The organism is Cyanobium sp. PCC 7001, assembly GCF_000155635.1.
In the GTDB taxonomy this organism is placed as follows: Bacteria; Cyanobacteriota; Cyanobacteriia; order PCC-6307; family Cyanobiaceae; genus NIES-981.
This window is the reverse complement of sequence record NZ_DS990556.1, coordinates 2,701,690-2,728,330: the sequence shown is the minus strand read 5'-3', so window position 1 is coordinate 2,728,330 and position 26,641 is coordinate 2,701,690. Positions and strand designations below refer to the sequence as shown.

The 26,641-nt window shown below is 69.6% G+C and carries 26 protein-coding genes; 17 read left to right on the top strand and 9 right to left on the bottom strand.

The features are described from left to right. From CPCC7001_RS13305 to CPCC7001_RS13280, 6 genes are all read left to right on the top strand, one after another. Positions 1–621: a sigma-70 family RNA polymerase sigma factor gene (locus tag CPCC7001_RS13305; RefSeq protein ID WP_006910672.1), complete on the top strand. Its 621-nt coding sequence runs from the start codon at positions 1–3 to the stop codon at positions 619–621. 223 nt (positions 622–844) lie between these two features. Next, positions 845–3,316: an AAA family ATPase gene (locus CPCC7001_RS13300; protein WP_006911728.1), complete on the top strand. Its 2,472-nt coding sequence runs from the start codon at positions 845–847 to the stop codon at positions 3,314–3,316. A gap of 1,604 nt (positions 3,317–4,920) precedes the next feature. After that, positions 4,921–5,874, top strand: a complete 954-nt coding sequence (locus tag CPCC7001_RS13295; protein ID WP_043369152.1) for an orange carotenoid-binding protein — start codon at positions 4,921–4,923, stop codon at positions 5,872–5,874. Next, positions 5,871–6,632 carry a fatty acid desaturase gene (locus CPCC7001_RS13290; RefSeq protein ID WP_006909635.1) on the top strand — a complete coding sequence of 254 codons (762 nt, stop codon included), beginning with the start codon at positions 5,871–5,873 and terminating at the stop codon, positions 6,630–6,632. The genes CPCC7001_RS13295 and CPCC7001_RS13290 overlap by 4 nt, the downstream gene beginning before the upstream one ends. Positions 6,633–6,686: 54 nt before the next feature. Then, a complete protein-coding gene (locus CPCC7001_RS13285; protein ID WP_006909258.1) occupies positions 6,687–7,013 on the top strand; it encodes a hypothetical protein in 327 nt (108 codons plus the stop codon). A gap of 545 nt (positions 7,014–7,558) precedes the next feature. Continuing rightward, positions 7,559–7,972, top strand: a complete 414-nt coding sequence (locus tag CPCC7001_RS13280; protein WP_006911814.1) for a Crp/Fnr family transcriptional regulator — start codon at positions 7,559–7,561, stop codon at positions 7,970–7,972. Here the strand turns inward: CPCC7001_RS13280 and CPCC7001_RS13275 are convergent. Beyond that, positions 7,948–8,367: a DUF1499 domain-containing protein gene (locus CPCC7001_RS13275; protein WP_043370173.1), complete on the bottom strand. Its 420-nt coding sequence runs from the start codon at positions 8,365–8,367 to the stop codon at positions 7,948–7,950. The two genes, CPCC7001_RS13280 and CPCC7001_RS13275, sit on opposite strands and share 25 nt — an antisense overlap. A gap of 140 nt (positions 8,368–8,507) precedes the next feature. On the opposite strand from CPCC7001_RS13275, the gene pdxH reads away from it, so the two are divergent. Then, positions 8,508–9,164 (top strand): pyridoxamine 5'-phosphate oxidase, encoded by a 657-nt coding sequence (gene pdxH / locus CPCC7001_RS13270; protein WP_006911272.1) that lies wholly within the window; start codon positions 8,508–8,510, stop codon positions 9,162–9,164. Between the two features lie 19 nt (positions 9,165–9,183). Continuing rightward, positions 9,184–9,621, top strand: a complete 438-nt coding sequence (locus CPCC7001_RS13265) for a hypothetical protein (RefSeq protein WP_006909452.1) — start codon at positions 9,184–9,186, stop codon at positions 9,619–9,621. Here the strand turns inward: CPCC7001_RS13265 and CPCC7001_RS13260 are convergent. After that, positions 9,581–10,249 carry a methyltransferase domain-containing protein gene (locus tag CPCC7001_RS13260; RefSeq protein ID WP_006909704.1) on the bottom strand — a complete coding sequence of 223 codons (669 nt, stop codon included), beginning with the start codon at positions 10,247–10,249 and terminating at the stop codon, positions 9,581–9,583. The genes CPCC7001_RS13265 and CPCC7001_RS13260 overlap by 41 nt on opposite strands. Before the next feature lie 161 nt (positions 10,250–10,410). Between CPCC7001_RS13260 and CPCC7001_RS13255 the strand changes: the two genes are divergently transcribed. Next, a complete protein-coding gene (locus tag CPCC7001_RS13255; RefSeq protein ID WP_006909266.1) occupies positions 10,411–10,983 on the top strand; it encodes a peroxiredoxin in 573 nt (190 codons plus the stop codon). Between the two features lie 161 nt (positions 10,984–11,144). Here CPCC7001_RS13255 and CPCC7001_RS13250 read toward each other — a convergent pair whose 3' ends face one another. Then, positions 11,145–12,701: an apolipoprotein N-acyltransferase gene (locus CPCC7001_RS13250; RefSeq protein ID WP_006910787.1), complete on the bottom strand. Its 1,557-nt coding sequence runs from the start codon at positions 12,699–12,701 to the stop codon at positions 11,145–11,147. 50 nt (positions 12,702–12,751) lie between these two features. On the opposite strand from CPCC7001_RS13250, the gene CPCC7001_RS13245 reads away from it, so the two are divergent. From CPCC7001_RS13245 to CPCC7001_RS13235, 3 genes are all read left to right on the top strand, one after another. Further along, positions 12,752–13,102: a phasin family protein gene (locus tag CPCC7001_RS13245; protein ID WP_006910024.1), complete on the top strand. Its 351-nt coding sequence runs from the start codon at positions 12,752–12,754 to the stop codon at positions 13,100–13,102. Between the two features lie 28 nt (positions 13,103–13,130). Continuing rightward, a complete protein-coding gene (locus CPCC7001_RS13240) occupies positions 13,131–13,757 on the top strand; it encodes an FKBP-type peptidyl-prolyl cis-trans isomerase (protein WP_006909239.1) in 627 nt (208 codons plus the stop codon). A gap of 143 nt (positions 13,758–13,900) precedes the next feature. Continuing rightward, positions 13,901–14,500, top strand: coding sequence for a superoxide dismutase (locus CPCC7001_RS13235; RefSeq protein WP_006909411.1), 600 nt, complete (start codon positions 13,901–13,903; stop codon positions 14,498–14,500). Between the two features lie 10 nt (positions 14,501–14,510). On the opposite strand, the gene queA is transcribed toward CPCC7001_RS13235, so the two are convergent. The 5 genes from queA to lipB all read right to left on the bottom strand — a co-directional run bounded on the left by queA (position 14,511) and on the right by lipB (position 20,420). Continuing rightward, positions 14,511–15,689, bottom strand: coding sequence for a tRNA preQ1(34) S-adenosylmethionine ribosyltransferase-isomerase QueA (gene queA / locus CPCC7001_RS13230; protein WP_006911682.1), 1,179 nt, complete (start codon positions 15,687–15,689; stop codon positions 14,511–14,513). 82 nt (positions 15,690–15,771) lie between these two features. Next, on the bottom strand, positions 15,772–17,151 hold the full coding sequence (locus CPCC7001_RS13225; RefSeq protein ID WP_006909264.1) for a dihydrolipoamide acetyltransferase family protein: 1,380 nt from the start codon (positions 17,149–17,151) through the stop codon (positions 15,772–15,774). A 29-nt stretch (positions 17,152–17,180) separates the two neighbouring features. Next, a complete protein-coding gene (locus CPCC7001_RS13220; RefSeq protein ID WP_006911733.1) occupies positions 17,181–17,624 on the bottom strand; it encodes a YlqD family protein in 444 nt (147 codons plus the stop codon). A 77-nt stretch (positions 17,625–17,701) separates the two neighbouring features. Then, complete coding sequence (locus CPCC7001_RS13215) at positions 17,702–19,693, bottom strand: AMP-binding protein (RefSeq protein ID WP_006910198.1); 1,992 nt, start codon at positions 19,691–19,693, stop codon at positions 17,702–17,704. 46 nt (positions 19,694–19,739) lie between these two features. Beyond that, on the bottom strand, positions 19,740–20,420 hold the full coding sequence (gene lipB / locus CPCC7001_RS13210; protein WP_050757151.1) for a lipoyl(octanoyl) transferase LipB: 681 nt from the start codon (positions 20,418–20,420) through the stop codon (positions 19,740–19,742). A gap of 54 nt (positions 20,421–20,474) precedes the next feature. Between lipB and hpf the strand changes: the two genes are divergently transcribed. From hpf to CPCC7001_RS13185, 5 genes are read left to right on the top strand one after another with little or no spacing between them, the layout of a single operon-like run. Further along, positions 20,475–21,062 (top strand): ribosome hibernation-promoting factor, HPF/YfiA family, encoded by a 588-nt coding sequence (gene hpf / locus CPCC7001_RS13205; RefSeq protein WP_006910455.1) that lies wholly within the window; start codon positions 20,475–20,477, stop codon positions 21,060–21,062. Beyond that, positions 21,059–21,733 (top strand): deoxyribose-phosphate aldolase, encoded by a 675-nt coding sequence (gene deoC, locus CPCC7001_RS13200; protein ID WP_006909052.1) that lies wholly within the window; start codon positions 21,059–21,061, stop codon positions 21,731–21,733. The genes hpf and deoC overlap by 4 nt, the downstream gene beginning before the upstream one ends. 7 nt (positions 21,734–21,740) lie before the next feature. After that, on the top strand, positions 21,741–22,535 hold the full coding sequence (gene recO / locus CPCC7001_RS13195; RefSeq protein WP_006910355.1) for a DNA repair protein RecO: 795 nt from the start codon (positions 21,741–21,743) through the stop codon (positions 22,533–22,535). 26 nt (positions 22,536–22,561) lie between these two features. Beyond that, positions 22,562–23,920 (top strand): MFS transporter, encoded by a 1,359-nt coding sequence (locus CPCC7001_RS13190; protein ID WP_006911187.1) that lies wholly within the window; start codon positions 22,562–22,564, stop codon positions 23,918–23,920. Positions 23,921–23,945: 25 nt separating this feature from the next. Continuing rightward, positions 23,946–25,229 carry a glycosyltransferase family 4 protein gene (locus CPCC7001_RS13185; protein ID WP_006911201.1) on the top strand — a complete coding sequence of 428 codons (1,284 nt, stop codon included), beginning with the start codon at positions 23,946–23,948 and terminating at the stop codon, positions 25,227–25,229. 29 nt (positions 25,230–25,258) lie between these two features. Here the strand turns inward: CPCC7001_RS13185 and CPCC7001_RS13180 are convergent, their stop codons facing one another. Further along, entirely contained in the window at positions 25,259–26,641 is a 1,383-nt protein-coding gene (locus CPCC7001_RS13180; protein ID WP_006909158.1) for a 1-acyl-sn-glycerol-3-phosphate acyltransferase, read from the bottom strand.

Below are 26,641 nucleotides of genomic sequence, written 5' to 3'. Positions count from 1 at the left end.
ATGGCTCCCCTCCTCTCCCGTTCACGGCGTGATGCCCACAGCCGTGACGCCCTCATCCGCCGCTTCCTCCCCCTGGCCGATGCCAGGGCCCGGCGGTTCCACCACCGCATGCCGGATCTGCTGGAGCAGGACGACTGCATCCAGGTGGCCCGCCTTGCCCTGGTGCAGGCCACAGCCCGCCTGCGGGAGGAACGCACTGCACCGGCCTACCTCAAGCGCTGCATCGACGGCGCCTTGAGCCATCACCTGCGCGATCGCGCTCTGATGGTGCGGCTGCCGGCCCGGGCCCGAGGCCATGCCCCCTGGCGCCACCTCAGCCTCGACGCCCCGGCGACCAGCGCCCACTCCGACTCTGGCCCTGCGCCCAGCTGGCTGGACTGCCTGCCAGCCCCAGCCCCGATCCAGCCGGCGCTGGAACCGGAGAAGCCGATCGTCCAGCTGCTGAAGGCGCTGCCGCAGCGCCAGGCTGCCGTCCTGCGCCTCACCGTGCTCGACGGCCGCTCGCTGCGCCAGGCCGCCGAGTTCCTTGGCCTCAGCCCCATGACCGTCAGCCGCGATCGCCAGCGCGGCCTGGAGCGTCTGCGGCAGCTGTTCCTGGAGCAGCCCGCAGCGCCGTGCTGAACAGCGGCTGATCGACCGCCAACGGCCAGAGGACAAGGGCTCCGCAACGGCGCCCTCACCACCCTCTGGCCATCCGCGCTGGGCGGCTGAGGCGGGCGCTCCGGCCCGCCATGCCATTACTGGCAGGGCATGCAGCCACTTGTGGAATTGGCCCCAATCGGGCCCCGATTCAGTCAACCGCAACCGACTCCACATACCCCCGATGTAGCGAAGGCCATGCGCCATGACCCCGATACTCCTCGTCTCCCTGCACCAGGGCCATCACAACAAGACCCCCAAGGATGCGTTCTCCGAGGTGGAGAACAGCTGCTCCTGGATCCCCGCAGAACTCACACCAGAGGAGCTGGTCAACCACATCAAGGCCGGCAAGGCCTGGACGAGCTGCCAGTTCCAGGGCGAGCGCTGCAACGAGAACTATCAGCGCAGCAACCTGATGGCCCTCGACATCGACGGCGATCTCGATCTGGAGGACTGGTGGGCCCACCCGATGGTGCAGCGCCACTGCGCCTTCACCTACACCACCCCGTCCCACGGCTCGCTCGAGAAGCAGCAGAGCACCGGCAGCCCCAGCGCCCACCGCTTCCGGGCGGTGTTCATCGCGGAGCCGATCGACGACCCGGAGCTGCACCGCGCCCGCACCGAGCTGCTGGTGCAGCGCCTGGACCTGAAGGTCAGGGATGCCTGCGGCGCCAAGCCGTTGCAGATCTGGTTCGGCAATGACGCTGCTGACTTGCAGTACGGCGACGCCGAGCCCTTCGGCTGGGAGTTCACCGAAGACGCCCGCGAGCTGCTCAAGCGCAAGGAGGCTGAGGCCGCCGCGGCCAAGGTGGACGTCAGCCCCGAAGATCACCGCCGCGACTGCGCCCGCGCCGCCTGGGCCCTGCGCACCCCCGGCATCCTCCGCCCCAGCGAGGACGGCGAGTACGAGTACTGGCACAGCGTTTTCCAGGCCGCGGCCGGCGCAGCTGATGAGGACGTCAAGCTGGCCTTCCAGCTCTGGCATGACCGCTGCCACCACAGCAAGACCCAGCAGCTGAGTGCTGGCCGCTGGGCCAGGAGCGGCCGCCGCTCAGGCCCCGGCAAGATCCTCAAGCTGGTGGCCGAGCAGCACGGCAAGGGCTGGTGGCGACTGATGCCCGAGGAGCTGCGCGGAGGCGGCGGCCCCACCCGCAAGCTGCCGCGCAGCTTCTACAGCTCCCGGCCGCCGGAGGCGCCGGTGCTGGGCGAACCCGACCCGATGCCCCGCCCCGCGGCGCCGGAACCTCAGGAGCCACGGCCCCGCGGCCGCAGCCTGATGGGCGATCGGGCCCCTGATGCGATCTCGACCTCAGAGCTGCAGAAGCTCAAGAACGACCGCTCCACCCAGCCAGGCGGCTCAGCCGGTGACCGCCCTACCCACCTGATGCTCTGGCGGCTCTACCGCCTGACGGTGGACCAGGTGCACGTCACCGATCGCGGCGAGCGCAAGGTAAGCGCCCAAGAGGCCGAGCAGCTGATCGATGACTACCGCAGCAACCTCTTCGAGTGGAACCTCTACAACCGCGAGCCGTGGCGCATCGATGCGGCCCTGCTCCGCTTCTTCTCCGATGACCAGGGCCTGCCGCGCCTGGATCAGCACGCCTTCCCGGTGGTGAAGCTGGCCGACATTCCCGAGACGGTGACGCGCCCCCTGATCCCGGGCCTGCTGGACCAGGGCCGCACCTACATGATTCACGCCAAGGCCGGCGCCGGCAAGACGACCATGGCCCTGTTCATCGCCAGGGCGGCGCTGGGAGCACCCGGCTACACCCAGTTCATGGACTTCGGCGCCGTGAGTCCAAACCACTACCGCCACCGCCGCGCCCTGATCATCGCCTCCGATGGCGCCTCTGATGCGGCCCGCGACATCCGCAACTACGCCCGCAGCCACGGCATGTTGACCCAGGAGTGGGCCCAGCAGTACGTCGATGTTCGCTTCGAGAGCATCAGCGCTGGCGTTGGCTCCTGGCGCATGACGCTGGCGGGCCTCAAGCGGCTGATGGACACCATCCATGCCGCCAGGGATCGAGGCGAACCCTACGACCTGCTGGTGATCGACTCGCTCAAGACCATCCTCCCGCCCGGCGTCCGTGTCGGCGAGCAGGTGGTGAGCGACTACGTCGACCTGCTGATCCGCCTCTGCTCAGCCCAGGGCATCACCTTGCTGATCGTGCACCACAGCGCCAAAGGTGCCGACCACGCCCAGGGCGTTGCGGCCCTGAGCGAACTCACGGCCGGTGTGTTCCGCCTGGAAGTGCGCGACGGCCAGCGCTTCTTCATTGTCGAGAAGTCCCGCCTTGGCCCGCAGCGCGAGATCCCCTACAGCATCGAGATGGGCGAGGTGAAGACCCTCCACGACGAGGACCAGCAGGACGAAGCCCGCAGGCTGCTGCTCGGCTTCATGCAGGAGCACTACGAAGCCCACAAGGCCAAGGCCAATCCGGGCCCCTACCAGGGCCTGAAGCGTGATGACCTCCGCCGCTTTCTGGGACGGCACGGCCATCCCAATGCCATCAAGGTGAGGGCCGGCCGCAATGACCTGATCGAGGAACTCAGGGGCGAAGGCCTGATCGACAGGATGCCCAAGGCCAACCGCTTCGCCGTGCTGAGCGCCATCCTCGATGCCGATCCCGACCGGCAGAGCGAAGCGAACCCGTCCATCTGGGACGACCTCTGATCCTGATTCGGATCACGATCCCGGGCGACCTTCATCCTGCTCCGATGGATCTGAACCCCGTGGATCGAGGTTCATCCTGAACCGAGATACACCTTCACCCTTGCTATTCTCTGCTTACGCAGACGGGCCCAGCCACACACCCCTCCATCCGGATCATACGTCCCCGTCAACGCCCCCCTGATCTCCTTCTGAGACAGCCCTGCGACTGTGCGGGCTAAACCGTTCCAGGCACAGGGTTTAACATTTGCTACTGATTCCAGTCTTCCGCTTTGTGCAGGCTAAACCCTTCCGCCGCAAGGGATCTGAAACGCCCTGCCAAATCGTCTTTCCAGCCCGCACACCCCGAGTGCGGGCTTAACCCTTCCAGTGCAATGAGTCTCGTAGCCCGCACACCTCCACACGGCACTTCACGCGCGCGCGCATAGAAACACTGGGTTCTTGGCGCCTGGCGACCTGTTGAACTCGAATGGCAGTGAAGAGGATTTTGAACACGGCCTTGGCGGCTCCAAAAGGCGGTTGTGATGCTCGGAGCAGTGCGCCGAGGTGCTGCCATCACTCCCACCCGCTAGGCATGGCGCAGAGGTGAGCTTCGAGCGTCGCCACCCCACCAGGGGCCACCAGCCGGTGCGCTTGCGGAGCCGGGCAGGCCAACAGGATCTGCCTCTCAGTGGGAGGCCGTCCATTGAAAGGGCCTGGCCGCTTCCGCCGGAAGGCCATCAGCAAAGCACTGATGGGCCTGATTGCCGCAGCCAGCTCCCAATTGAGACAGCTCACTGGAACAGGTGCCACGACAAAAGTGCGCACATTTCTGCGCACTCCAGGAGGACTTAAAACTTCAGGCCACTGCAGCAGAAGGCTTGTTGCAGAAATCTTTCTTGCATGGCATGCAGGGGGTCAGGAGTTCGAGTCTCCTTGGCTCCATTCACCACACTGTCTCTGTCTCACTCCGGCTGCAGCAGTGTTGCGTTGTATTTGGTTGCGTTGTGCTTGCCGCAATGCCTCTGAGTGGCGATGAACATGTTGACTGCTGGCCACGCCTCCGGTCGGGAGAGAAGCTGATGACGCCTCCCCCGCCTCACCGCGACCATCCGGACTGCGGCCTGCCAACAGAGCACGACGACATGCCCGAGGAACGGGGCCTGCCTCTGGGCCTGCGAATCCTTGCCCTGGTGGGTGCCCTGTCCTTCGTGATGCTTGGGGTGAACAGCCTGTTGCCCCTGTTGCGCTGGCCCCTGCCCCCACCGGCCCCGCCTGGCCCACGGCATGACACCGCAGCGGCGGCCCTGCAGGCAGAGCCGAAACCAACGACTCCAACAATTCAGGTGCCTGAATGGTTAGCCGTGATCCGTGAAAACAGCCCAACCCCAGTAACTACGAGGCAGCGTTGACGCGCCGACGTCACACACAGACGTCTCGCACAGACCACGATGAAGACCGGAATACCCACAGGCGTCCCCAGCCTCTGGCTACCATTCAGCACCTTACTCAGAGACACCCTCAGCACGGTATAGCCACGCCAGTCTGTTGAAGAATTGAGAATCCCTCGTCAGTGCGCTGCCTTGCCTGGCTAGACCGTTATTGATTTGCCCTTGCGAGAGCAGCCCATGTTCACGCTCCAGAAAGCCAGCCAGATCTTCCCGGAAACTCTCCGCGCTGATGTGGTTCCAGCCATCACGGCACGGTTCCTGCTTCTGAGCGCCGAAGATCAACTCGCCCTGATCTGGTTTGCCTATCTGGAGATGGGCAAGACCATCACCATTGCCGCTCCGGGTGCCGCCAGGATGCAGTTTGCCGAGGGCGTGCTCCAGCAGATCCGGGGGATGAGCTTTCCCGAGCAGAGCCAGGTGATGTGCGATCTGGCCAACCGCACCGACTCCGAGATCTGCCGCACCTACGCCCAATGGTCGGTGAACATCAAGCTGGGCTTCTGGTATCAGCTCGGCGAGTGGATGGCCGAAGGCATCGTGGCACCGATCCCCGAAGGCTATCAGCTGTCCGCCAATGCCCTGGCCGTGCTCGACTCCCTCAAGGCCGTGGATCAGGGCCAGCAGATCACGCTGCTGCGCAACTTCGTGGAAGACATGGGCTTCGACCCGGCCAAGGGTCTGGGCCAGCAGGTGATGGAGCCCGTGGTGGCGCCAACTCCTGAGGAAAAGCGCACCAAGGTGTTCATCGAGGGGGTGATCAACCCCACGGTGAACAACTACATGGACCTGCTCAATGCCAATGACTTCGATGAACTCATTGAGCTGTTCCTGCCCGACGGCGCTCTGCAGCCTCCCTTCCAGAAGCCGATTGTGGGCAAGGATGCGATCCTGAATTTCTTCCGTCAGGATTGTCAGAACCTCCGGCTGCTGCCGGAGCGGGGCTATGCCGAACCTACCGAAGGAAACTTCACCCAGATCAAGGTGACCGGCAAGGTGCAGACCCCCTGGTTCGGGGCTGGCGTGGGCATGAATGTGGCCTGGCGCTTCCTACTCGATCCGGACGGCAAGATCTACTTCGTGGCCATCGACCTGCTCGCCTCCCCGGCCGAACTGCTGAAGTTTCGCCGTTGAGTGCAACCCCCTGGCGCGGAATCATTCTGGCCACCGGGATCGTTCTGGGCTGGCTGCTCACGTTGACGGCCGGGCTGCTGCAGCCGTTGCAGCAGCTCTCTCCTCACCTGATCGTGCTGGCCGTTCTGGTGCGCACCTTCCTGCAGACCGGGCTCTTCATCGTGGGCCACGACGCCATGCACGGTGTGCTGCTTCCCCGGCAAAGGGGTCTCAATGACAGCATCGGCACCCTGGCCCTGGGGCTGTACGCAGCCCTTCCTTACCGGCAATGCCGGCGCAACCATCGGATTCACCACCAGGCGCCGGCGACCACTGCCGATCCCGATGTCCATCCAGACCCAGGGGCCGGGGTGCTGGCCTGGTACGCCCGCTTCATGGCGGGCTATCTGAGCCTGGCGCAGATGGGAGTCCTTCTCGCTGGCTGGACCCTGCTGGCAGCCGCGGCGAGCCTGGTGACATCGGCGGGGTGGGGCAACGTGCTGGTGTTCTGCACCCTGCCCCTGATCCTCAGTTCCGCCCAGCTGTTCACCTTCGGCACCTACCTGCCCCACCGCTGCAGCCACTCCGGCGATGGCCGGCACCACATTCAGAGCCTGCGGCTGCCGCCCTGGCTGTCGCTGCTGGCCTGCTACCACTTCGGCTACCACCAGGAGCACCACCGGGCTCCCCAGCTGGCCTGGTATGACCTGCCCCGCATGGTGGCCAGCGCCGGGCAGGACGGGCCACCGCCAACATTCGCAACAGCGCGCTCTCGTTGACCTTGGGCCTCCCCCTAGTTTCGAGAGGGGATGACATGGAGGGGCACGCAGCCCATGGACACGATGGTTGACAGCTGGACCGACCGCGAACAGGTGATCGCGCGGGCTGCTCTCGAGCGCGCCAGAACCCGAGCTGTGGACGTCCTGATCGCACGGCTGCGCACCAGCATCGAGGCGCTCGCCTCCGCCGACGAGGTGTGGCAGCTGCACGACTTCCTGAGCATCGAACGGCACACGATGGAGGGGCGTTTCGATTTCCGCCTCGGCGGCATCCTGTTCGTGCTCGCGGGGCTGGTGAAGGACGAGCTGCTGGCGATGGAGGAACTGGAGGGCCTCGAAGCCGACAAACTGGCCAAGGTGAAGGCCATGTCCCGCTTCTGAGGACTGAACAGTTGTGCAGTTGCTGAGCCGTTGCCGACGCACGTGAGGTCGAACCTGTCGTCGCACGGGTCGTCTGAGAGGTCGTCGGAGATGTCGTCAGGTTCACCAGAGAACCTCGAGGACGCGACTCTCCGATGACGTGAAGGTGCTGTTAGGGGCATCGTTGGTTGACCGACTGCATCGCGTCCGAAGTGTCAGACAGCTCGTTGAATCCGCAGCCAAATCGATGATTCAGGTGGATGAGTCAGGCCGAAGACGTGGCCGATCTCATCGATGATCGTGTGGCGCTCACTCCGGCCCAGACGGGGCACGAACCTGTTCTCCCCGAACACCTTGAACCACCCGCGCCGAACCCTGGCGAGACCGATGGTGAAACCCAGAGATCCGCAACGTCGCTCCCATGGATGTCGGACCTGCGCCAGGAGCGTTTCTCCACCAGCCGCAGGCCTGTCAAGGCCGCTCCAGGCCGGCCCCGCTCCTTTACCCCTGTCCTTAACCCTTGCTTGGCAAGCTGGAACGTCAGGGCCTCGCCTCCAGCCGCCTCCATGCATCTCACGTCGAAAAACGCTCTGGACACCATCCAGGCCCTGGCACGGCACCAGGCACTGCTGACCATCGAACCTGGCCAGGTGCTCTTCCGCAGCGGCGACCGCGGTGACTGCCTCTATGGGGTGCTCGAAGGCACGGTGGAACTGGAGTGGAATGCCGGAACCATGACCGAGCGGATCGGCCCTGGCGAAACCTTCGGCATCGGCGCCTTCCTCGATCCGGAGCACCGGCGCTTCGGCACCGCCCGGGCCCTCACCGAGGGGAAGCTGCTGGTGATGAACCAGCAGCAGTTTCTGTTCGCCGTGCAGGAAACGCCGATGTTCGCCCTGGAAATGCTCCAGTCGCTGGGGGCGCGCCTGCGGGATCTCAAGCGGCGCGTGCAGGATCAGCTCGGCTCGGCAGGCCTCTGAGCAGCGGCAGCCAGGGCCTCCAGCCGGTGCGCGTTCACGCCCAGATCGGAATCCCCCAGCCGGGACACCGATCGGGCCTGAAGGACGCCACCACCGACATCGGCGTAAATCTCCACATCGTCCACAAACCCAAAGAAGGCGCTGCTGACCGTGGCGTGGACGTAGCCCGGGGTCTGCTCCACCACGTTCACGCGGGGCTCGGCCGTCAACGCCGCCAGCGCCGCGGCCAGGGCCGCCTCGGGCTCGGCCACCGGCCAGTCGACCCGCGCGCAGTGGGCCGGGGACGGGCAGGAAGCCAGCCCCCCCTGGTGCACCCCCAGCTCCGTCGGCACCGGACCGATGAGGTGAAACAGTCCGAGGCACAGGGCCAGGAACCAGGACTGCAGGAGCACCATCACCACCAGCGCGATCGGGGAGTTCCATCCTCGGGGAACCGGTGGGCGGCGGGCAAAGCCTGGCGAGCCGGGGCAGGATCGGGCCAGGCCGGTCGCCTCGCCTCTCCGGCAGCCATGTCCTCACGCAGGATTCCCCGCCCATGACGGACCCCCCCGGAGCACAGGCCGACCTGGCGACCCTGCGGCGCAACTACAGCCGCGGCGGCCTGCGCCGCGCCGACCTGGCCGACGATCCCGTGGAGCAGTTCCGCCTGTGGTTCGAGCAGGCCAGGAGTGCCGCCCTGCCCGAACCCAACGCCATGGTGCTGAGCACCACCGATGGGGAACGCCCCAGCTCCCGCACGGTGCTGCTGAAGGCCTACGACCAGCGCGGCTTCGTGTTCTTCACCAACTACGGCAGCCGCAAGGCCCGGCAGATCGGGTCCCATCCGTGGGTGGGTCTGCTGTTCCCCTGGTACCCCCTCGAACGCCAGGTGGCGATCGAGGGCCGCGCCGAGAAGATCTCGGCAGCCGAATCCCTGGCCTACTTCAGCTCCAGGCCCTGGGGCAGCCGCCTCGGCGCCTGGGTGTCGCAGCAGAGCGCGGTGATCAGCTCCCGCCGGATCCTCGAGATGCAGTGGGAGCAGATGAAGCGGCGCTTCGCCGATGGGGAGGTGCCCCTGCCGCCCAGCTGGGGAGGATTCCGGGTCGTGCCCGAGAGCATCGAGTTCTGGCAGGGCCGCGAGAACCGGCTGCATGACCGTTTCCTCTACCGCCGCCGCGAGGGCTGCTGGCGGATCGAACGGTTGGCACCCTGAAAGCAGCGGCGGCAGCACCATGACCCAGGCGGTCCACCATGGTCAACGGTTGATCGTGCTCTGGCTGGCCTGGCTTCTGGCCATGCTCTTCCACGTGGATCTCGGCCTGATGCCGCTGTTCCACGGGCAGTCGGCCGAGATCCACGGTCACGTGCCCACCGAGCTGCTGCCCTGGCTCTACGGGGCGATGCTGGGTTACTTCCTGCTGCCGCTGCTGGCCCTGGTGCTGATCGGCTATGCCGCCAGCTCAGCCGAACCGCAGCGGAGCTGGAGAGCCTGGCGCCGGCTGCACTTCTGGTTCAGCGTGGTGTATTCGGTGACCAACGTGCCGCACCTGCTCGCCGACATCCTCGTGCCGGATGCCCGAGCCGATCAGATCGTGCTGATGGCCGTGCTCACCGCCATCGGGCTGGCGATCAACCTGGAGGGCTGGCGGTGGTGGCGTCAGGCCCGCTGAGGAGCTCGCGGCGCCACAGGCCGATCCACTCGTCCTGGCGCTGGGCCACCGAGCCCTCCGCGGGCTGCCACAGCTGCTCCACCAGACCCGCCGCACGGCAGAGGGCCGCCACGGCCTCGGGGTCGCTGCCCCAGGGGGGACCGCCGGGCCGCCCATGGCACCAGAACAGGCCCAGCAGCCAGCCGCCGGGTCGCAGCAGCCTGCTCACGGTGGCGATGTAGTCGGGGCGCTGGGCAGGCTCGATCGCGCAGAAGCACGTGTGCTCCAGCACGCCGTCGAAGCTGCCTGGGCCCAGCCCCTGCCGGTGGAGACCCTCCGTATCAAAGAGATCCTGCTGCAGCCAGCGGATGGCGGGATGGCGCGACGCGTGCAGCTGCCGCGCCCGGCGGACGGCCTCGCCGCTCACATCCAGCCCCACCGCCGCGAAGCCCAGCTCCGCCAGCAGCGCCGCCTCATGGCCCCGGCCGCAACCGGGCACCAGCACCCGAGCGGGCGGCAAGGGCGCCAGGGGATGGCGGCGCAGGAAGGCCTCGAGCGGCGGAGCAGGCCGGCCCAGTTCCCAGCCGTCGCGCTGCTCGCGGTAGCGGGCATCCCAGGCCTCGGCAACGGCGGCGGTATCACGGTCCATCGGACCAGGATGCCGGAGCAGCCGCTGGCGTGCGCCGGTTTCCGCCGCATCCAGTGAGCAGAAACACCTATTGCCAGTTAATGCAAGGCGGAGTCATTATGAGTTACAAGCGGTGGCCGGCACTCCGGCCCCGACCGTTGTCCTGAATCACCAGAGTTTCCATGGCCGTGATCGAACGCGTTCCCAGCGTCACCTTCAAGACCCGGGTGCGGGACACCTCCGTGCCCGGCCCCAACCCCTACCGCTGGCAGGACCTCACCACCGAGGACATCTTCGCGGGCAAGCGGGTGGTGGTGTTCTCCCTGCCGGGGGCCTTCACCCCCACCTGCTCCTCCAACCACCTGCCCCGCTACGAGGAGCTCTACGAGGACTTCCGCGCCGAGGGCATCGACCAGATCATCTGCCTCTCGGTGAACGATGCCTTCGTGATGTTCCAGTGGGGACGGCACGTCGGCGCCGACAAGGTGTTCCTGCTGCCGGATGGCAACGGTGAGTTCACCCGCAAGATGGGGATGCTGGTGGACAAGTCCAACCTCGGCTTCGGGCTGCGCTCCTGGCGCTACTCGATGCTGGTGAACGACGGCCGGATCGAGAAGATCTTCGTGGAGCCCGACTTCGGCGACAACTGCCCCCTCGACCCCTTCGAGGTCTCCGATGCCGACACCATGCTGGCCTACCTGCGGGGGCAGCAGCCCCAGGGGGTGAGGGAACCGGCCCTGGCCTTCGAGGGCTGAGCAGCTGAGGGCTGAGCAGCCGACGGCCGGCTTGTAACGATTGCCGTGCCCGTAGCAACCGCCACGGGCACGGCCTTAAGGATTTCGTCAGAATTGCGCGAACAACCCTTCCGGTTCACCCGCCGCGCCGCTGGCGCGTCTGACAGATGAGCAGCTTCGGATCACTCCTCGCCCTGGTCGGGCTTCTGGGCTTCACCCTGGTGGAGTTGGCCCTCAGCTTCGCTGGCTGACTCCGCTCTGCCGCCTGGTCGGCCGGTTCTCCAGCGCAGCAGCGCCGACACCCCCACCAGGCCGATGAGCAGGGCTTCCCCGAAGCGCCCATAGGGGGTGAGTCCGGCCCTGAGCCGCGGTTCGAACAGCGCCATCCCCGCACGACCCGGAGCCAGGCTGCTCGTGACGCGGCCCTGGGGGTTCACCAGCAGGCTGGGCCCCGTGTTGGCCGCGCTCACCAGCCAGCGCCCCGTTTCGATGGCGCGCAGCTGAACGAGCGCCTCGAACTGCCGCTGCAGCATCAGCGGATAGGGGTCGAGATTGGCGCTGGCCAGCAGCCAGATGGCCCCTTGCCGGCTGGCGGCCGCGAGGGCGTGGCCATCGGAGATCTCGTAGCAGATGGCCGCAGCCACGCTCCCATCGGGCCGCGGCAGCAACCGGGACGGCGCACCGGGCTCGACCCCGCCCACGGCCGACAGGCCGCTCCAGCGCCACCAGCCCCCCAGCGGCACCCACTCCCCCAGGGGCACCAGGCGGTGCTTGTCGACGCCGCCGCTGGCCTGCTGCTCGCCCGGTGCGAACCGCAGCAGGGCACTGCGCTGTTCGGGTCCGCCGGGGCCTTCGTGCCAGCGGAAGCCGCCGCTGAGCAGCTCCACCGGCGCCGGCCGGGCCAGCCGGGGTTCAAGCCCCAGGGCCCCCTCGGGCAGCACCACCACGGCCGCCTGCCGGCGAACGGCCTCCTCCATGGCCCCCTGCAGCAGGAGCTCCAGGCGCCGGCGAGCGGCCGCGCTCTGCTTCTCGCGGGTGGGGATGGCGGGCTGCAGCACCAGCACGCGCTCGCTGGCCTCGGCGGCTGAGGGTTCGCCGGCCAGCAACGCCGCACCGGCCCCGTGGAGCACCAGCACCAGCAGCAGCCAGCCGGCCAGGCGCCTCAGGCGCCTGGTGGGTGGGACCACCACCCGCCACAGCCCCCAGCCCAGCAGCACCTGCACCGCCGCCAGCAGACCGCCACCGCCCAGCACCGCCAGCCCGGCCAGGGGACGGTCGTGGGGCAGGGGCGCGGCACCGAGACCCAGCCAGAACAGGGGGCCCTGGGCCAGCAGCACCTCCGCCAGGCCCCAGACCCCGCTGAGCAGCAGGACCGTGCTGCCCCGGTGGGGTCCCAGCCAGGCCGCCAACCAGGCCCATCCCGCCACCAGCAGGCCCCCGAGCGCGGCGCAGAAGAGCAGCAGCAGCCCGCAGAGCGGCAGGCTGAGGGGCAGGGGCACGCCGATCCAGTCCAGCGGGTGCAGCCCCAGCAGCCAGTGATGGCTCAGCAGCACCGCCAGCCCGCCCCAGAGGCCGGAGCCCAGCAGCAGCGGCCGGGATGGCCCCTGGGCGCAGGCGGCCCACAGCACCGCCAGGGCCAGCCAGGCCAGGGGCGGGCAGCCCAGGGGCGGCAGCGCCAGCCCCGCCAGCAGGCCGGCTCCTCCCACCACGATCCAGGCCAACCGTCCTTCGACCGCCATGGCGATCCAACGTAGGAAGCGCCAAGGTTGAACCAGACCCGACCACTGCGATGGACTCTTCCAACCCCCTGCACCAGCTGCTGCTGCGGGGCCTGGGCACCACCTCCCTGGTGAGCGACCGGCTGCGCTACGTCACCCAGGAGTGGGTGCGCAGCGGCAAGCTGGACCCCAGCCACGCCTCCGCCCTGGTGGAAGACGTGCTCAGGGCCCTGCGGGGTGACACCCCGGGCCTGGAGGAGCAGGCCGGCCGGCAGCTGGAGCGCAACCGCGACCAGCTGCTCCAGGATCTCGGCATCCCCCTGCAGCGGGAACTCGACGAACTGCGGGGCCGCATCGACCGGCTGGAGCAGGCCCAGCGCCAGCGCAATGGCGAAGCGTCCGTCGAGAGATCGGGCGAGTAGGCAGAATCGAGCCCCCCGCGGGTCCGACATGCGCGACATCCTGATCAGCACCACCGTCTGCGTGGCCTGCCTGCTGCTGGCGCTGGTGAGTCAGCTCGTGCACCCCACCACGGTGGAGGCCGCCGCACCCGCAGCCGCCACCCAGGCCGCGGCCCCTGCAATGTCCCCTGCCATGGCCACCCCGGCCCCGCAGCAGGCGGCCAGCTTTGAACTCGACCCCGACGACCCCAACCCCACCCTCTTCGCCATGGCTCCCGACTCCGGCACCGACATCGCCCAGGCCAGCGCCCTCGGCGGCGACATGGTCGCGGCCAAGGAGCGGGTGACCCCCAGCGGCCTGCGCATCACGGATCTGGTGATCGGCGATGGCCCCGAGGCCGCATCCGGCCAGACCGTGAGCGTGAACTACCGTGGCACCCTGGAGAACGGCAAGGAATTCGACAGCAGCTACGGCCGCGGTCCGTTCTCGTTTCCCCTCGGCGCCGGCCGCGTGATCAAGGGCTGGGACGAAGGGGTGGCCGGCATGCAGGTGGGCGGCAAGCGCAAGCTGGTGATCCCACCCGACCTCGCCTATGGCGAACGCGGCGCCGGCGGCGTGATCCCCCCCAACGCCACCCTGATCTTCGAGGTGGAGCTGCTCCAGATCGGCCGCTGATCGAACCCTGATCGGCCCCTGGTCCAACGCCTGCCGGCCTGCCCCCGTTCCCACGCCCGTTCCAGGGATTCTGTAGCGATCGTTAGGATCGCCCCACCCGCCAGGCACACCGGCGGGCAACATTCAGTACGTCAATCACATCCATGGCCCACACGCTGCCCGCGCTGCCCTACGGCCTCGATGCGCTCGAGCCCCATATCTCCCGTCAGACCCTCGAGTTCCATCACGGCAAGCACCACAACGCCTACGTCACCAACCTCAACAAGCTGGTGGAGGGCACGGACCTCGACGGCAAGAGCCTGGAGGACACCATCACAGCCGTGGCAGGGGACGCGGGCAAGGCCGGCGTGTTCAACAACGCGGCCCAGGTGTGGAACCACAGCTTCTACTGGCAGTGCATGAAGCCAGGTGGCGGCGGCCAGCCCACCGGAGCCCTGGCCGAGAAGATCAACGCCGACTTCGGCAGCTTCGAAGCCTTCGTGGAGCAGTTCAAGACTGCCGGCGCCACCCAGTTCGGCAGCGGCTGGGCCTGGCTGGTGCTCGATGGCGGCACCCTCAAGGTGACCAAGACCGCCAACGCCGATCTGCCCCTGGCCCATGGCCAGAAGGCCCTGCTCACCATGGACGTGTGGGAGCACGCCTACTACCTGGATTACCAGAACCGCCGTCCCGACTACATCACCACCTACCTCGAGAAGCTGGTGAACTGGGACTTCGTGGCCGCCAACCTGGCTGCCGCCTGAGCAACGGCCCTCACCCCAGGCCTGTGCTCCGCCACACCGCGGGCCTGGCCTGGGCCAGCACCGCCTCCGGCGCGATCCACATGGCATCGCCGTAGGAAAAGAAGCGGTACTCCCGCGCGATCGCCTCGGCGTAGAGCGCCAGCAGCCGCTGACGCCCCAGCAGGGCGCTCACCAGCAGCAGCAGCGAGCTCTTCGGCAGGTGGAAGTTGGTGAGCAGGCCCTGCACCACCGCGAAGCGGAAGCCGGGCTGGATCACCAGGTTCACCGGCCCGGTGTGGGGCTTGAGCTCGCCGCCATGCAGCGCCGCCACCCCCTCCAGGCTGCGCACGCTGGTCGTGCCGATGGCGATCACCCGGCCGCCGCGGGCACGGCAGGCCTGCACCGCCGCCACCAGCTCGTGGCTCACCTCCACCCACTCGCTGTGGAGCTCCAGGCCGCGCAGGTCTTCCGTTTCCACCGGCCGGAAGGTGCCCAGTCCCACGTGCAGGGTGGTGGTGGCGATTTCCACGCCGCGGCGGCGGATGGCCGCGAGCAGCTCATCGCTCAGGTGCAGGCCTGCCGTGGGAGCGGCCACAGCCCCGGGACGGGAGGCATAGCGGGTCTGGTAGCGGTCGCTGTCGGACGGGTGGTGCTCGTGGATGTAGGGCGGCAGCGGGATGGCCCCGTAGCGCACCAGCAGCGGCTCGAGCGTCGCGGCGTGGTCGCAGTCCGGCGGGAACTGGATCACGCGCCCGCCCGTGTCTCCATCCCGGGCCACCACCGTGACGGTGAGGGGAGGCTGGCCCTCCGCCACCACCTCCAGGCCATCGCCGGGATGGAGCCGCTTGCCGGGCCGGGCCAGACAGAGCCACTGTCCGGCTGCCGCACCGGGCCCGGTCCAGGGTTCCAGCACCAGCAGTTCCACGGCACCACCGCTGGGGCGGCGGGCCTGCAGCCGGGCGCGCAGCACCCGGGTGTCGTTCACCACCAGCAGGTCACCCGGCCGCAGCTCCTGCTGCAGATCCCACACCTGCCGGTGGCGGCAGTCGGGCTCCGGATCCACCACCAGAAGCCGGGCCGCATGGCGGGGCTCCACCGGCCGCTGGGCGATCCGCTCCTGAGGCAGCGGGAAGTCGTAGCTGGAGAGCTTCAGGTCATCGGGATCCCCGAGGCCGGCGGCAGGCGAAGGGGGTGCGCAATCGCTGGACAAGCACAGCGGGCCGGGGATGGCCGATCAGGCAGGCCAGTACTAGCGCACTGACGAGAACCGCCGGTGGTGCTGCCGGCCCGCTTCAGAGGGCGAGGCTTTCGGGGCTGGTTTCGATCAGCTGGGCGAGATCCTTGAGGAAGGCGGCCGCGTGGGCCCCGTAGATCGTGCGGTGATCGCAGGTGAGGTTCACCTGCATCTGGTTGGCCACCCTGATCGATCCATCCTTGCCTGCCACCAAGCAAGGCCGGGAGGCGGCCACAGCCAGGATCGCCCCGGTGCCGGGGGGCAGGATCGCGTCGAAGCGATCCACGCCGAACATCCCCAGATTCGAAAGGGTGAAGGTGCCGGTGCTGTACTCCTCGGGCTGCAGCTGCTTGCTGCGGGCCCGGGCCACCAGATCGGCCCAGCTGCGCGCCAGGGCATAGATGTCAGTGCTGTCGGCATTGGCGAGCACCGGGGTAATCAGGCCCCCGTCCTCCATGGCCACCGCCACGGCCACGTTCACGGCCGTGGGATAGGCCATGGCACTGCCGTCGGCGGCGGTGGCCGCGTTCACCTGGGGGTGGCGGGCCAGGGTCACCGCCACCGCCTTGGCCAGCAGAGCCGTCATCGTGACCCCCTTGCTCTTCACCTGCTTGTAGAAGGCATCCAGCTTGGTGGTGGTGATCGTGTAGCCCACGCGGAACGTGGGCACCGCCAGGCTGGCGAGCATGTTGCGGTTGACCGCGTTCTGCAGGGTGTTGAAGGCGACGGCCTCACCCGGGCGGCCGAAGGTCTGCCCGGCGGGGGCGGGGGCCGGAGCAGCGGCACCGTTTCCAGACGCCGCGGCAGCCGGCGCCGACCCCTCGGCCACCCGGGGCACGGTGATGGGCTGGCCGGTCGCGGCCAGCACGTCCTCGGCCTGGATGCGGCCGTGGGGGCCGCTGCCCCGCAGGGCTCCGAGATCCACCCCGAGCTGACCGGCCAGCTTCCTGGCCCGTGGGGTGGCCACCACGCGGCCGCTGGCGGTGGAGGCCGGGGCCATCGCCGGGACCGCCAGCGGGGCTGGAGCGGCCGGAGCCGGAGCCGGAGCCGGAGATGGTGCAGGGGTGACGGCGGGTGTGGGCACCGGAGCCGGGGGCGCCGCCGGGTGAGCCGCGGGCGGCGGCGTGGTGGCAACCGGCGCCGGGGCGGCGGCCGGCGCTGCAGGAGCTGCCGCGGCGGCGGCGGCGATCTCCTCCTCGGTCTCGACGATCAGGCCGATCGTCTCGCCCACGGGGGCGGTACCGCCGGCCGGCATCAGCACGGCGGCGAGGAAGCCCTCCTGAAAGGCCTCCACGTCCATGTCGGCCTTGTCGCTCTCCACCACCAGCACCGACTCACCGCGCTCGACGCGGTCGCCGGGCTGCTTGAGCCATTCCACGATCTTGCCCTCCGTCATCGTGGAGGAGAGGGCGGGCATGAAGATTTCGTGGGTGGCCAACGGAGTGCGCCGCGCGGTTTGGGCGGATTTTACGAGGCGCCTTCGATCGCCTCGATCACGCCGTCGCGCACCAGCACGGAAGCCTGCAGCTTCTGCACCAGGTTGTCGCCCACCTGCACCTCGCAGAAGCTCTCCAGCTGCCCCTGCTCCACGATCTGCTCCATCTCCAGTTCGCGCACCTGGCGCTGCTGCTCGAGGATCTGCCGCTTCTGATCCTCGAGCTCGGCGCGCTTGGCGGCCACCTGCTGCTGCACCGAGGCCACCTGGTCCTGCACCCGCGGATCGAGGGGGTTGATGCTCTGGCGGCGGATCTCGTCCACCAGCTGCTGGCCCTCCTGCTCCAGCTGGGCCAGCTGGCCATCGCTGGCCACCAGGGCGTTACTGAGCTCGCGCTCGGCATCCTCCTTCCAGCGGGGGGTGACCACCGCCCGCACGGTGATGGAGCGCTTGATCGACAGACTGCCGTTGGCCATGCGGGGAGAAAAGCAATGGTCAGGCTCTCAGCGGCCGGGGTGCAGGTCAACCGGCGGTTGCCCGCACCCCCGCCAGCTCAGCTGTAGAGAGCCTCGATCACGGCCGCATCACGGCTGGCAATCCGGTCGCGCCGCTGCTTGAGGGTCTGTGTGAGCAGACCGTTCTCCAGGCTGAAGGGCTCCACCAGGGCCACCCCGCCCAGGCGCTCATCGGGCCGGGAGCCGGGTCGGTCCGCCAGCAGCCGGTTGCACTCCCGGGTCAGGGCCCGCAGCAGGGCAGGCTCGGCAGGGGCCTCGGCGTTCCAGCCCAGACCGGCGGCCGAGGCGAAGGCCTCCAGAGCCTCGGGCCTGGGCACCAGCAGCCCCCCAAGCTGCTTGCGGTCCTGCCCCACCAGCATCACCTGCTCGATCAGGGGGCTGGCCACCAGGGCGTCCTCGAGCGGCCCCGGCTCGATGTTCTCGCCACTGCTGAGCACGATCGTGTCCTTGGCCCGACCGGTCAGCACCAGGGAGCCGTCGGGAAGGAGATGGCCGAGATCGCCGGTGTCGAACCAGCCCTCCCCATCGAGCACCTTGGCGCTGGCCTCGGGCTTGCGCCAGTAGCCGCCCATCACCTGGGGACCGCGGGCCAGCACCAGGCCGCGCCGGCCGACCGCCACGGGCTGATGGGTTTCGGGATCGGCGATGCGGATCGCCGTGCCGGGCAGGGGCTGGCCCGCACTGCCGCGCCGGTTGGCCCAGGGGCGCCGGCAGGTGAGCACCGGGCTGGTTTCGGTGAGGCCGTAGCCCACCAGCAGCTCGATGCCGATCGCCTCGAAGAAGGCGTCCACGTGCAGGGCCAGGGCACCGCCGCCACTGATGGCCGTGCGCAGCCGCCCCCCCACCAGCTGGCTGCGCACCTTCGGCCAGAGCACGGCCTCCGCCAGGCGGTGCAGCGGCCAGCGCAGCAGCGCCTCCACCGCGGCGCACACCCGGGTGGGCAGGGGCTCATGGCGCAGGGTGAGATCCCGGGCCCGTCGCCGGGCCAGGGCCTGGGCGCGGCTGTTGGCGAGCGCAGCGCGCAGCAGACGCTGGCGGGAAGTGGGCATGGCCCGGAGGGCGTCCTCGAAGCCGGAGAGGATCGCCTCCCACAACCGGGGAACGCTGATCAGGTAATGGGGCCGCACCCGCTGCAGATCGGGGCGCAGGTGCTTGAGGGTGGTGTAGCTCTGATGGCAGCCGCAGGCCAGCAGGAAGTACTCGGCACTGCGCTCGTAGGAATGCCAGATCGGCAGCACGCTCACCACCCGGTCGCCGGGGTGGGGGGTGACCGCCACGCCGAGGTGGCGCAGCTGGTGCAGCAGGTTGGCGTGGGTGAGCGGCACGCCCTTGGGCTGGCCGGTGGTGCCCGATGTGTAGAGGATGGTGGCCAGCTGGCCGGGGTCGGCCGGGGGCTGGGGAGCGGCTCGACCTGCCGCCAGCGCTGCCCGGCCGCGCTCCATCAGCGCCTCCCAGTCCAGCAGCACCAACCCCTCCGCCCCCTCAAGCGCGGCAGCGGAGGGGAGGTCACCCTCCAGCACCAGCACGAAGGCCAGAGCCGAACGCTGGGCCCCATCGAGCTGGAGCCTCTTGAGCAGGGCAACGGTCTCCACCACCAGACCCATCGCCCCGGAGTCGTCGAGGATGTAGCGCAGTTCTTCCACCGGCGCGGCACTGCCCCGCACGGCATCGGCGGCACCGCAGCGCATCACCCCCTGGTCCACCTGCAGCCAGCGGGGGCTGTTCTCGGCGAAGAGGGCCACCACCGAACCGGGGCCGACCCCAAGGGCCGCCAAGCCAGCCGCACTCTGCTCGATGGCCTGGTGCAGCTGGCGGAAGCTCAGCGTGGCTGGCGTGGGGACATGGGGCGCCTCCAGCGCCGGGGCATCGCCGTAGAGCCGGGCCAGGGGAGCCCAGAGGCCATGGATGGCTGTGAGCCCGCTCCAGTCGGTGCGCAGGGCCAGAGCCTGCTGGTCGCGGTGACTGCCGCTCCAGTGGATCTCAGCCAGGCCCCCGGCGCCGGCGAGGCGCCGGGGGGCGGAAGCGGCCACAGCGGTGTCTGGCGCCACGACAGGGATGGGGAGATTGCCACCACGGTTACCACCCTTCCAGCTGCTCGTGGTGCCGGGGGGGCCGCAGCGTCAGATGGAACTGCCGGGCGAAGGCCTGCAGCAAGGGAACCCGCAGCTGCTGGGCCGTCAGTCCGGGGCGGACATCCACCAGGCGGCCCACCGGCCGGTCCGCCAGGCCGCAGGGCACCACCGCCTGGAACCCCGACAGGTCGGCCTCCACGTTGAGGGCGAGGCCGTGCTGGCTGATCCAGCGGCGGGCGCCCACGCCGATCGCCGCCACCTTGCGCCCCTGCAGCCACACCCCGGTGAGACCGTCGATGCGCTCTCCCTGGAGTCCCAGGCCGGCCAGAAGGTCGATCACCACCTGTTCGAGCGCCCGCAGGTAGAGGTGCAGATCCTCCCCGTGGCGCCGCAGGTTGAGCACCGGATAGAGCACCAGCTGGCCCGGAGCGTGGTGCGTCACCTCACCGCCCCGGTCGATCCGGTGCAGCGGCAGGGGCGAGGCCTGGGCAGGAAAGCGGAGGAAGGCCTCGGAGGCGCCGCGGCCCAGGGTGTAGCAGGGCAGATGCTCCAGCAGCATCACCGCATCCGGCCCCTGGGGAGTGGCGAGGAGGCGCTGCTGAAGCTGCCGCTGGGCCTGCCAGGCGGGCTCGAAGGCCACGGGCCGCGGCGCTTCGAAAAGGATTGCGTCGAGCTGGGAGACCACGGGCCGGCGTTCCTAGCGTTGGATCAGGCCAGCAACGGAGGTAGCTGCCAACTGATGAAACTGCTGATTCATGGCCGCAATCTGGAGGTGACCCCCGCCATCCGGGAGTACACCGAAACCAAACTCACCCGCGCCATCACCCACTTCGAGGGGATGGTCAAGGAAGCTGACGTGCACCTGTCCGTGGCCCGCAATCCGCGGGTTCCCCAGCAGATCGCCGAGGTCACCATGTTCGCCAACGGCACCGTGATCCGGGCCCAGGAGCACAGTGACAACCTCTACGCCAGCATCGATCTGGTGGCGAGCAAGCTCACCCGCCAGCTCAACCGCTACAAGGAACGGGTGCACGAGCGGCACCAGGGTCCGGTGCACCGCTCGGCGCGGGATGAGGAGGCCGGCGCCGCCAGCCTGCCGCCGCCCGGCAGCAGCCTCACCGATGGCAAGGAGCCCGAGCTGCCCAGCCGGGGCGTGCGACGCAAGTACTTCGCCATGCCGCCCATGAGCCTGGATGAGGCCCTGCACCAGCTGGAGCTGATCGACCATGACTTCTACGTGTTCCGGGAGGCCGAGAGCGGACAGATCCAGGTGGTGTACCACCGCAACCATGGAGGATTCGGGGTGATCCAACCGAAGGATGCGTGACCCGCGACCTCCCCGACCTGGCTCCCCTGATCGACCACGCCCTGCTGGACCCCCTGCAGGGGGCCGAGGCCATCCACCGCTGCTGTGATGAGGCCCGCCACTACGGCTTCGCCGGGGTGTGCGTGGCCTCCCGCTGGGTCGCCGAAGCGCGGCGACGCCTGCCGATCGAGGCCCAGGGCCGGGGCACCACGCCCCGGCTGATCAGCGTGGTGGGATTCCCGTTCGGAGCCGTTCCCAGCGCGGTGAAGCGGGCCGAGGCCGAGGCCGCCGCCGACGCCGGGGCCGATGAGCTGGATGTGGTTCCCGATTTCGGCGCCCTGGTGGACGGCAACAGCACGGCGGTGCTCGATGAGCTCGCCGCCATCTGCGAACTGGGCCCGGCCGTGAAGGTGATCCTGGAGGCCGGACGGCTGGAGCCGGAGCCGCTGGCCCTGCTGGTGGAGATCAGCATCGATGCCGGGGCCCGCTTCCTCAAGACCGGCAGCGGCTTCGGACCGCCCGTGACCATCGATCAGGTGAAGCACCTGCAGGAGCTGGCCCGGGGCCGGGCCGGGGTGAAGGCCTCCGGTGGCATCGCGGCGCTGGAGCAGGCTCTGGAGCTGGTGGAGGCAGGCGCCAGCCGGCTCGGCACCAGCCGCGGGGTGGCGCTGATGCAGGCCCTGCGGACCTGATGCCCCGGTGCCCGAGACCCAGCTGGAAGGATTGGCGCTGAGCTGCAGGCCCCTCGGGGAGAGTGACCGGCTGCTCACCCTGTTGAGCGAAGAGGACGGGTTGACCCGCCTGGCGGTGCCGGGGGCCCGCAAGCCCCGCAGCAGCCTCGCCGCGGCCGTGCCTCTGGCCCACCTCCGCCTGCAGGTGGGGGGACGCTCCGGGCTGCGGCGGGTGCGCCAGCTGCGGGTGGTGCGCAACTACAGCCAGCTGGCGGAACGGCTCGAAACCCTGGCCGCCGCCCAGGCCCTGGCCGAGCTCTGTCTGGGGCTGGTGCCGGGCGACGCCCCGGCCCCGGGGATGCTGGGCTCGATGCTGATGCAGCTGGGCAGGCTCGAGCAGCAGGTGCGCGAACGCTCCGACAGCCTCGAGGCCCTGGCCCTGGCCGTGCAGGGGTCGGTGCACCTGCTGGCCCTCGGCGGCTACGCGCTGCCGCTGGTGCAGTGCAGCCGCACAGGCCAGAGGCTCGATCCTCCCCTGGGCAACTGGGACTGGCGGTGCAGCCTGGTGCCCAGCGAAGGGTTCGTGCTCGGTGCCGTGGCCGGAGCGCGGGTGGTGCTCAATGCCTCGGAACTGGCCCTGCTGCAGCGGCTGCCCCGGCCGGCCCTGCCCCGCCGCCGCGACGGGTCCCTGATGGGCCCGGAGGCGGTGTGGCTGCATCTGCTGGAACTGGTGGAGTGCTGGTGCGGGGAGCACCTGCAACGGCGGCCGCGCGCCTTCCGTCTGCTGCGCCTGGGGCTGCAGTCCGCCCCTGCGTCATCATGAGCACCCCTTCCCGTGGCAGGTCCAGGTTGTCCGGCCGTCCTCAGGGCTCCGCACCCGCAGCGGCCAGCGGCCTGCAGGCCGTGCTGGCCCTGCCGGACTTCCGCCTGCTCTGGCTGGGGCAGATCTTCTCCCAGCTGGCGGACAAGTTCTACATCGTGCTGATGGTGTTCCTGATCGCCCAGACCTGGGTGCAGGGAGTGCCGGATGCCAATCCCGCCCTGGCCGAGGCCGCCTCGGCGATCCGCATGGATCTTCCCGAGACCCGGGCCCAGATGATCACTCTGCTGGCCACCGGCATCTACGTGGCCAACACCGTGCCGGCCATGCTGCTCGGCACTGTTGCCGGCGTCTGGGCGGATCGCTGGCCCAAGCGCACCGTGATGGTGGCCTCCAACGGCCTGCGGGCCGCTCTCGTGCTGGCCGTGCCGCTCTGCCTGGTGCAGAGCCCGCTCTGGCTGGGACTGAGCGTGGGCTACTGGGGGCTGGTGCTGATGACCTTCCTGGAGTCGGTGCTCACCCAGTTCTTCGCGCCGGCGGAGCAGGCGGCCATCCCCAAGCTGGTGCCACCCCAGCATCTGCTCGCGGCCAATTCGCTCTACCAGGCCACCAGCATGGCCGCCACGATCGTGGGGTTCGCCCTTGGCGATCCGATCCTGCGCCTGTTGCGCAGCGCCCTGGCGGGTCTCGGCATCGACGGGGGCGAGTTCCTGCTGCTGCCGGCCTGCTACGGCCTGGCCGCCGTGACGATCTCGCGAATCCGCTGGCAGGAATCTCCCCGCCAGACCAGCCGCAGCTCGGTGTGGGAAGAGATCCAGCAGGGTGTGGCCGTGCTGCGGGAGCGCCCCAGGGTGGCGAGTGCCATGGGACAGCTGGTGCTGCTCTACAGCCTGCTGGCGGCCCTCTACGTGCTGGCGATCAGCCTGGCCTCGGCGGTGCAGGGCCTGGGTCCCACCCGGTTCGGCACCCTCCTGGCCATGAGTGGGCTGGGCCTGGCCGTCGGGGCCGTGGCGGTGGCCCAGCTGGGGCAGCTGCTCAACCGGCGACACCTGGCGGCAGCCGGGCTGGCCACGATCGGCTGGAGTCTGCTGCTGCTGGGCCAGCTGCGGGGCAATCTCACCTTCACCCTGCTGCTCTGCGCCGTGCTGGGGGTGGGGGCCGCCATGCTGGCCATCCCGGCCCAGACCACCATCCAGGAAGACACTCCTGAAGCGATGCGGGGCAAGGTCTTCGGCCTGCAGAACAACCTGATCAACATCGCCCTGAGTCTTCCCCTGGTGCTGGCGGGCACGGTGGTGAGCCGCTGGGGCCTGCTGCCGGTGCTCTGGGCCCTGGCCTCCATCGCCCTGCTGGCGGCTCTGGCGGAGCGTCCATGGCGGCGCTGTTAGCGTCGGACTGGTCGCACGAGGCTGGGTGGCTCACATTGCCTGGCTAGGCAAGAAATCTCCTTTCTGCGGCAACGTCACCTACGGCCTCACCACGACGCACGCCCTCAGGGAGCGGGGCCACAGCATCAGCTTCATCCACTTCGACACCCCCCCCGGCCAGATGGGGCGCCAGCCGGTGGAGGTGGCGGCCAGCGGTGGAAAGGGTCGCCCGCGCCGGCTGCGCCAGGGCGCCGGCTCCAGCTCCGGCCCCGGAGCCGGCACCCTGCGGCGGCGCAGCCGGACCGACGCGCCGGCCACCGAGTCGGCCGACCCGGAGGTGACGCTGCCCTACCTGGTGAAGTCGCAGGTTTACACCATCCCCTCCCCCGGGGCCCAGCGGGAGCTGCGGGAATCCCTGGAGCGCCTGCGGCCGGATCTGGTGCACGCCAGCCTCACCCTCTCGCCGCTCGATTTCCGCCTGCCCGATCTCTGCCAGCAGCTGCAGCTGCCGCTGGTGGCCACATTCCATCCCGCCTTCGACGCCGGACTGCGCAACCTCACAGCCGGCACCCAGCAACTCACCTACCAGCTCTACGCCCCCACCCTGGCCCGCTTCGACCGGGTGATCGTGTTCTCAGAGCTGCAGGCCGACGTCCTGCTGCGGCTGGGGGTGCAGGCCGAGCGCCTGGCCGTGATTCCCAACGGCGTGGACACGGCCCTCTGGCAGCCGGCCAGCGGGCCACCCTCGGCGGAACTGGCGGCCCTCCAGCAGCGGTTCGCCGGGCGACGGGTGTTTCTCTACATGGGGCGGATCGCCACCGAGAAGAACGTGGAGGCCCTGCTCAAGGCCTGGCGGCTGGTGCGGCCGGCCGGCTGCGTGCTGGTGATCGTGGGCGATGGCCCCCTGCGCTCCGCCCTCCAGGGCAGCAGCGAGGAGTCGGATGTGGTGTGGTGGGGCTACGAGCCGAACCTGGCCACGCGGGTGGCCCTGCAACAGCTGGCTGAGGTGTTCCTGCTGCCCTCGCTGGTGGAGGGCCTGTCGCTGGCCCTGCTGGAGGCGATGGCCAGCGGCACCGCCTGCGTGGCCACCGATGCCGGAGCCGACGGCGAGGTGCTCGAGGGGGGAGCCGGCATCGTGATCAGCACCCAGGGCGTGACCACCCAGCTGCGCACCCTGCTGCCGGTGCTCCATGACCAGCCGGTGCTGACCGCCGAACTCGGGCGGCGGGCCCGGGCCCGGGCCCTGGAGCGCTACACCCTGGAGAACAACCTCAACACCCTCGAGCAGCTCTACGCCGAGTTGGTGGGCAGCCGCACCGTGGCGGCTTGAGCCAGCGCCAGGCACCTGCGGCACTGGGGCTAGGTCAGGCCCCGGTCCAGGGTGTCCTGCAGGCCATCGGCCACCGCGGCGGTGAGGGCCTCCACGGCGGCGCGTCGATCCTGGCGGTAGGCCCCATGGCGGCCGGTGACATCGATGGCCGGCCCCACCTGCAGCACGGCCCGGCAGGGGCCCAGCGAAGGAGGGCGGGCATCCGGGCGGCCCTCGAGCCAGGCCACCGACTGCCACAGGATCTGCAGCAGCTCGGCGTAGCGATCCGGCGTGGGCCTCTCCGCCACATAGCGTCCATTGATGGCGGTGAACGGTTCCACCAGCCGCATGTGGTCCAGGCAGAGGCTCGCCTCGGCCGCGGTCCAGTCGGCCAGGCCCCGACCCACCGGGGAGAGGGCCGGCAGGTCGCCCCGGTAGATGCGCTCCCAGCCAGCCTGCTCGATGCGACGGCAGCGCTCCTGCAGGGTGCCCTGGGAGCGGAGGCCGAAGCGGGCCTCCACCAGCTCCAGCACCTGATCGCGCAGCCGCGCCATGCGGTCCTGGAAGGGGGCGGCAGCATCGAACTGGAGGCCGTGGGCCTGCCGGTAGAACCGCTCCAGCTCGCTCAGCATCACCTCGGCCAGGGCCACCAGCCGGGCGTAGCGGCGGTCCTCCTCGCGCGTCGCCTCCGTCCGGGACTCGGGCCCCGGCCCGGGTGACACCGGGACCGGGGCAGGCAGGCCGAGCCGCCGCTCCAGGAGCGTCAGGATCCGCTCGATCCGCGGCCAGCTGGGGCGCAGCAGCGGGTAACGCAGGCCGATCGGCACGATCACCACCCGCTCGCAGCGGCGGGCGGACTCCAGATCCTCACAGGCCCAGAAGGCGAGCTGGGCCAGGCCAGGCTCCAGCGGGCTGATCAACTCCCCATGGCCATTGGTGGCCCCTTCCGGGGCGATGGCGAGGGGGAAGGGGCCGTCCACCGCCAGCTCACGGGCCATGCGAAGCGCCTGGCGGTCGAGCTTGCCGCGCTGAATCGGCACCCCGCCGAGGCTGCAGAGCACCCATCCCACCAGGGCGCCGGCCCAGAGGGGGATGCCGCGGTCGTAGAGGAACTGGGCATGCACCGGAGGCCTCAGGGGCCGGCCCAGGCGGCGGGCCAGGCTCGGCACCGCGCACCAGAACAGCCAGGCCAGCACCAGGGGATCCCGGGTGCTGGGGTGCCGGAAGGCCAGAAACAGCCGCACCCGACCCTGCTGCTGCGCCTCGAACCAGCCGGCCAGCTCAGCGACACCCTCGGCCTGCAGCCGCGCCACCCCATGGCTGCGCAGCAGCACGGGCAGCAGCAGACGCACCAACCAGCGCACCCAGCCCCGCCGGGCCGGGGGGATGAAGCTGAGGGGGGGCTGGGCCTCCGCCAGACGCAGGCGCGGCAT

What these genes read in the sequence shown, in the direction of transcription:
- CPCC7001_RS13245 (WP_006910024.1), top strand. Translation starts at nt 12,752, where the DNA reads ATGGACTCTTCCAACCCCCTGCACCAGCTGCTGCTGCGGGGCCTGGGC.
- CPCC7001_RS13250 (WP_006910787.1), bottom strand. Translation starts at nt 12,701, where the DNA reads ATGGCGGTCGAAGGACGGTTGGCCTGGATCGTGGTGGGAGGAGCCGGC.
- CPCC7001_RS13305 (WP_006910672.1), top strand. Translation starts at nt 1, where the DNA reads ATGGCTCCCCTCCTCTCCCGTTCACGGCGTGATGCCCACAGCCGTGAC.
- CPCC7001_RS13280 (WP_006911814.1), top strand. Translation starts at nt 7,559, where the DNA reads ATGCATCTCACGTCGAAAAACGCTCTGGACACCATCCAGGCCCTGGCA.
- CPCC7001_RS13255 (WP_006909266.1), top strand. Translation starts at nt 10,411, where the DNA reads ATGGCCGTGATCGAACGCGTTCCCAGCGTCACCTTCAAGACCCGGGTG.
- CPCC7001_RS13180 (WP_006909158.1), bottom strand. Translation starts at nt 26,641, where the DNA reads ATGCCGCGCCTGCGTCTGGCGGAGGCCCAGCCCCCCCTCAGCTTCATC.
- CPCC7001_RS13240 (WP_006909239.1), top strand. Translation starts at nt 13,131, where the DNA reads ATGCGCGACATCCTGATCAGCACCACCGTCTGCGTGGCCTGCCTGCTG.
- CPCC7001_RS13260 (WP_006909704.1), bottom strand. Translation starts at nt 10,249, where the DNA reads ATGGACCGTGATACCGCCGCCGTTGCCGAGGCCTGGGATGCCCGCTAC.
- CPCC7001_RS13235 (WP_006909411.1), top strand. Translation starts at nt 13,901, where the DNA reads ATGGCCCACACGCTGCCCGCGCTGCCCTACGGCCTCGATGCGCTCGAG.
- pdxH (WP_006911272.1), top strand. Translation starts at nt 8,508, where the DNA reads ATGACGGACCCCCCCGGAGCACAGGCCGACCTGGCGACCCTGCGGCGC.
- CPCC7001_RS13295 (WP_043369152.1), top strand. Translation starts at nt 4,921, where the DNA reads ATGTTCACGCTCCAGAAAGCCAGCCAGATCTTCCCGGAAACTCTCCGC.
- CPCC7001_RS13265 (WP_006909452.1), top strand. Translation starts at nt 9,184, where the DNA reads ATGACCCAGGCGGTCCACCATGGTCAACGGTTGATCGTGCTCTGGCTG.
- hpf (WP_006910455.1), top strand. Translation starts at nt 20,475, where the DNA reads ATGAAACTGCTGATTCATGGCCGCAATCTGGAGGTGACCCCCGCCATC.
- CPCC7001_RS13300 (WP_006911728.1), top strand. Translation starts at nt 845, where the DNA reads ATGACCCCGATACTCCTCGTCTCCCTGCACCAGGGCCATCACAACAAG.
- CPCC7001_RS13275 (WP_043370173.1), bottom strand. Translation starts at nt 8,367, where the DNA reads ATGGTGCTCCTGCAGTCCTGGTTCCTGGCCCTGTGCCTCGGACTGTTT.
- CPCC7001_RS13285 (WP_006909258.1), top strand. Translation starts at nt 6,687, where the DNA reads ATGGACACGATGGTTGACAGCTGGACCGACCGCGAACAGGTGATCGCG.
- CPCC7001_RS13220 (WP_006911733.1), bottom strand. Translation starts at nt 17,624, where the DNA reads ATGGCCAACGGCAGTCTGTCGATCAAGCGCTCCATCACCGTGCGGGCG.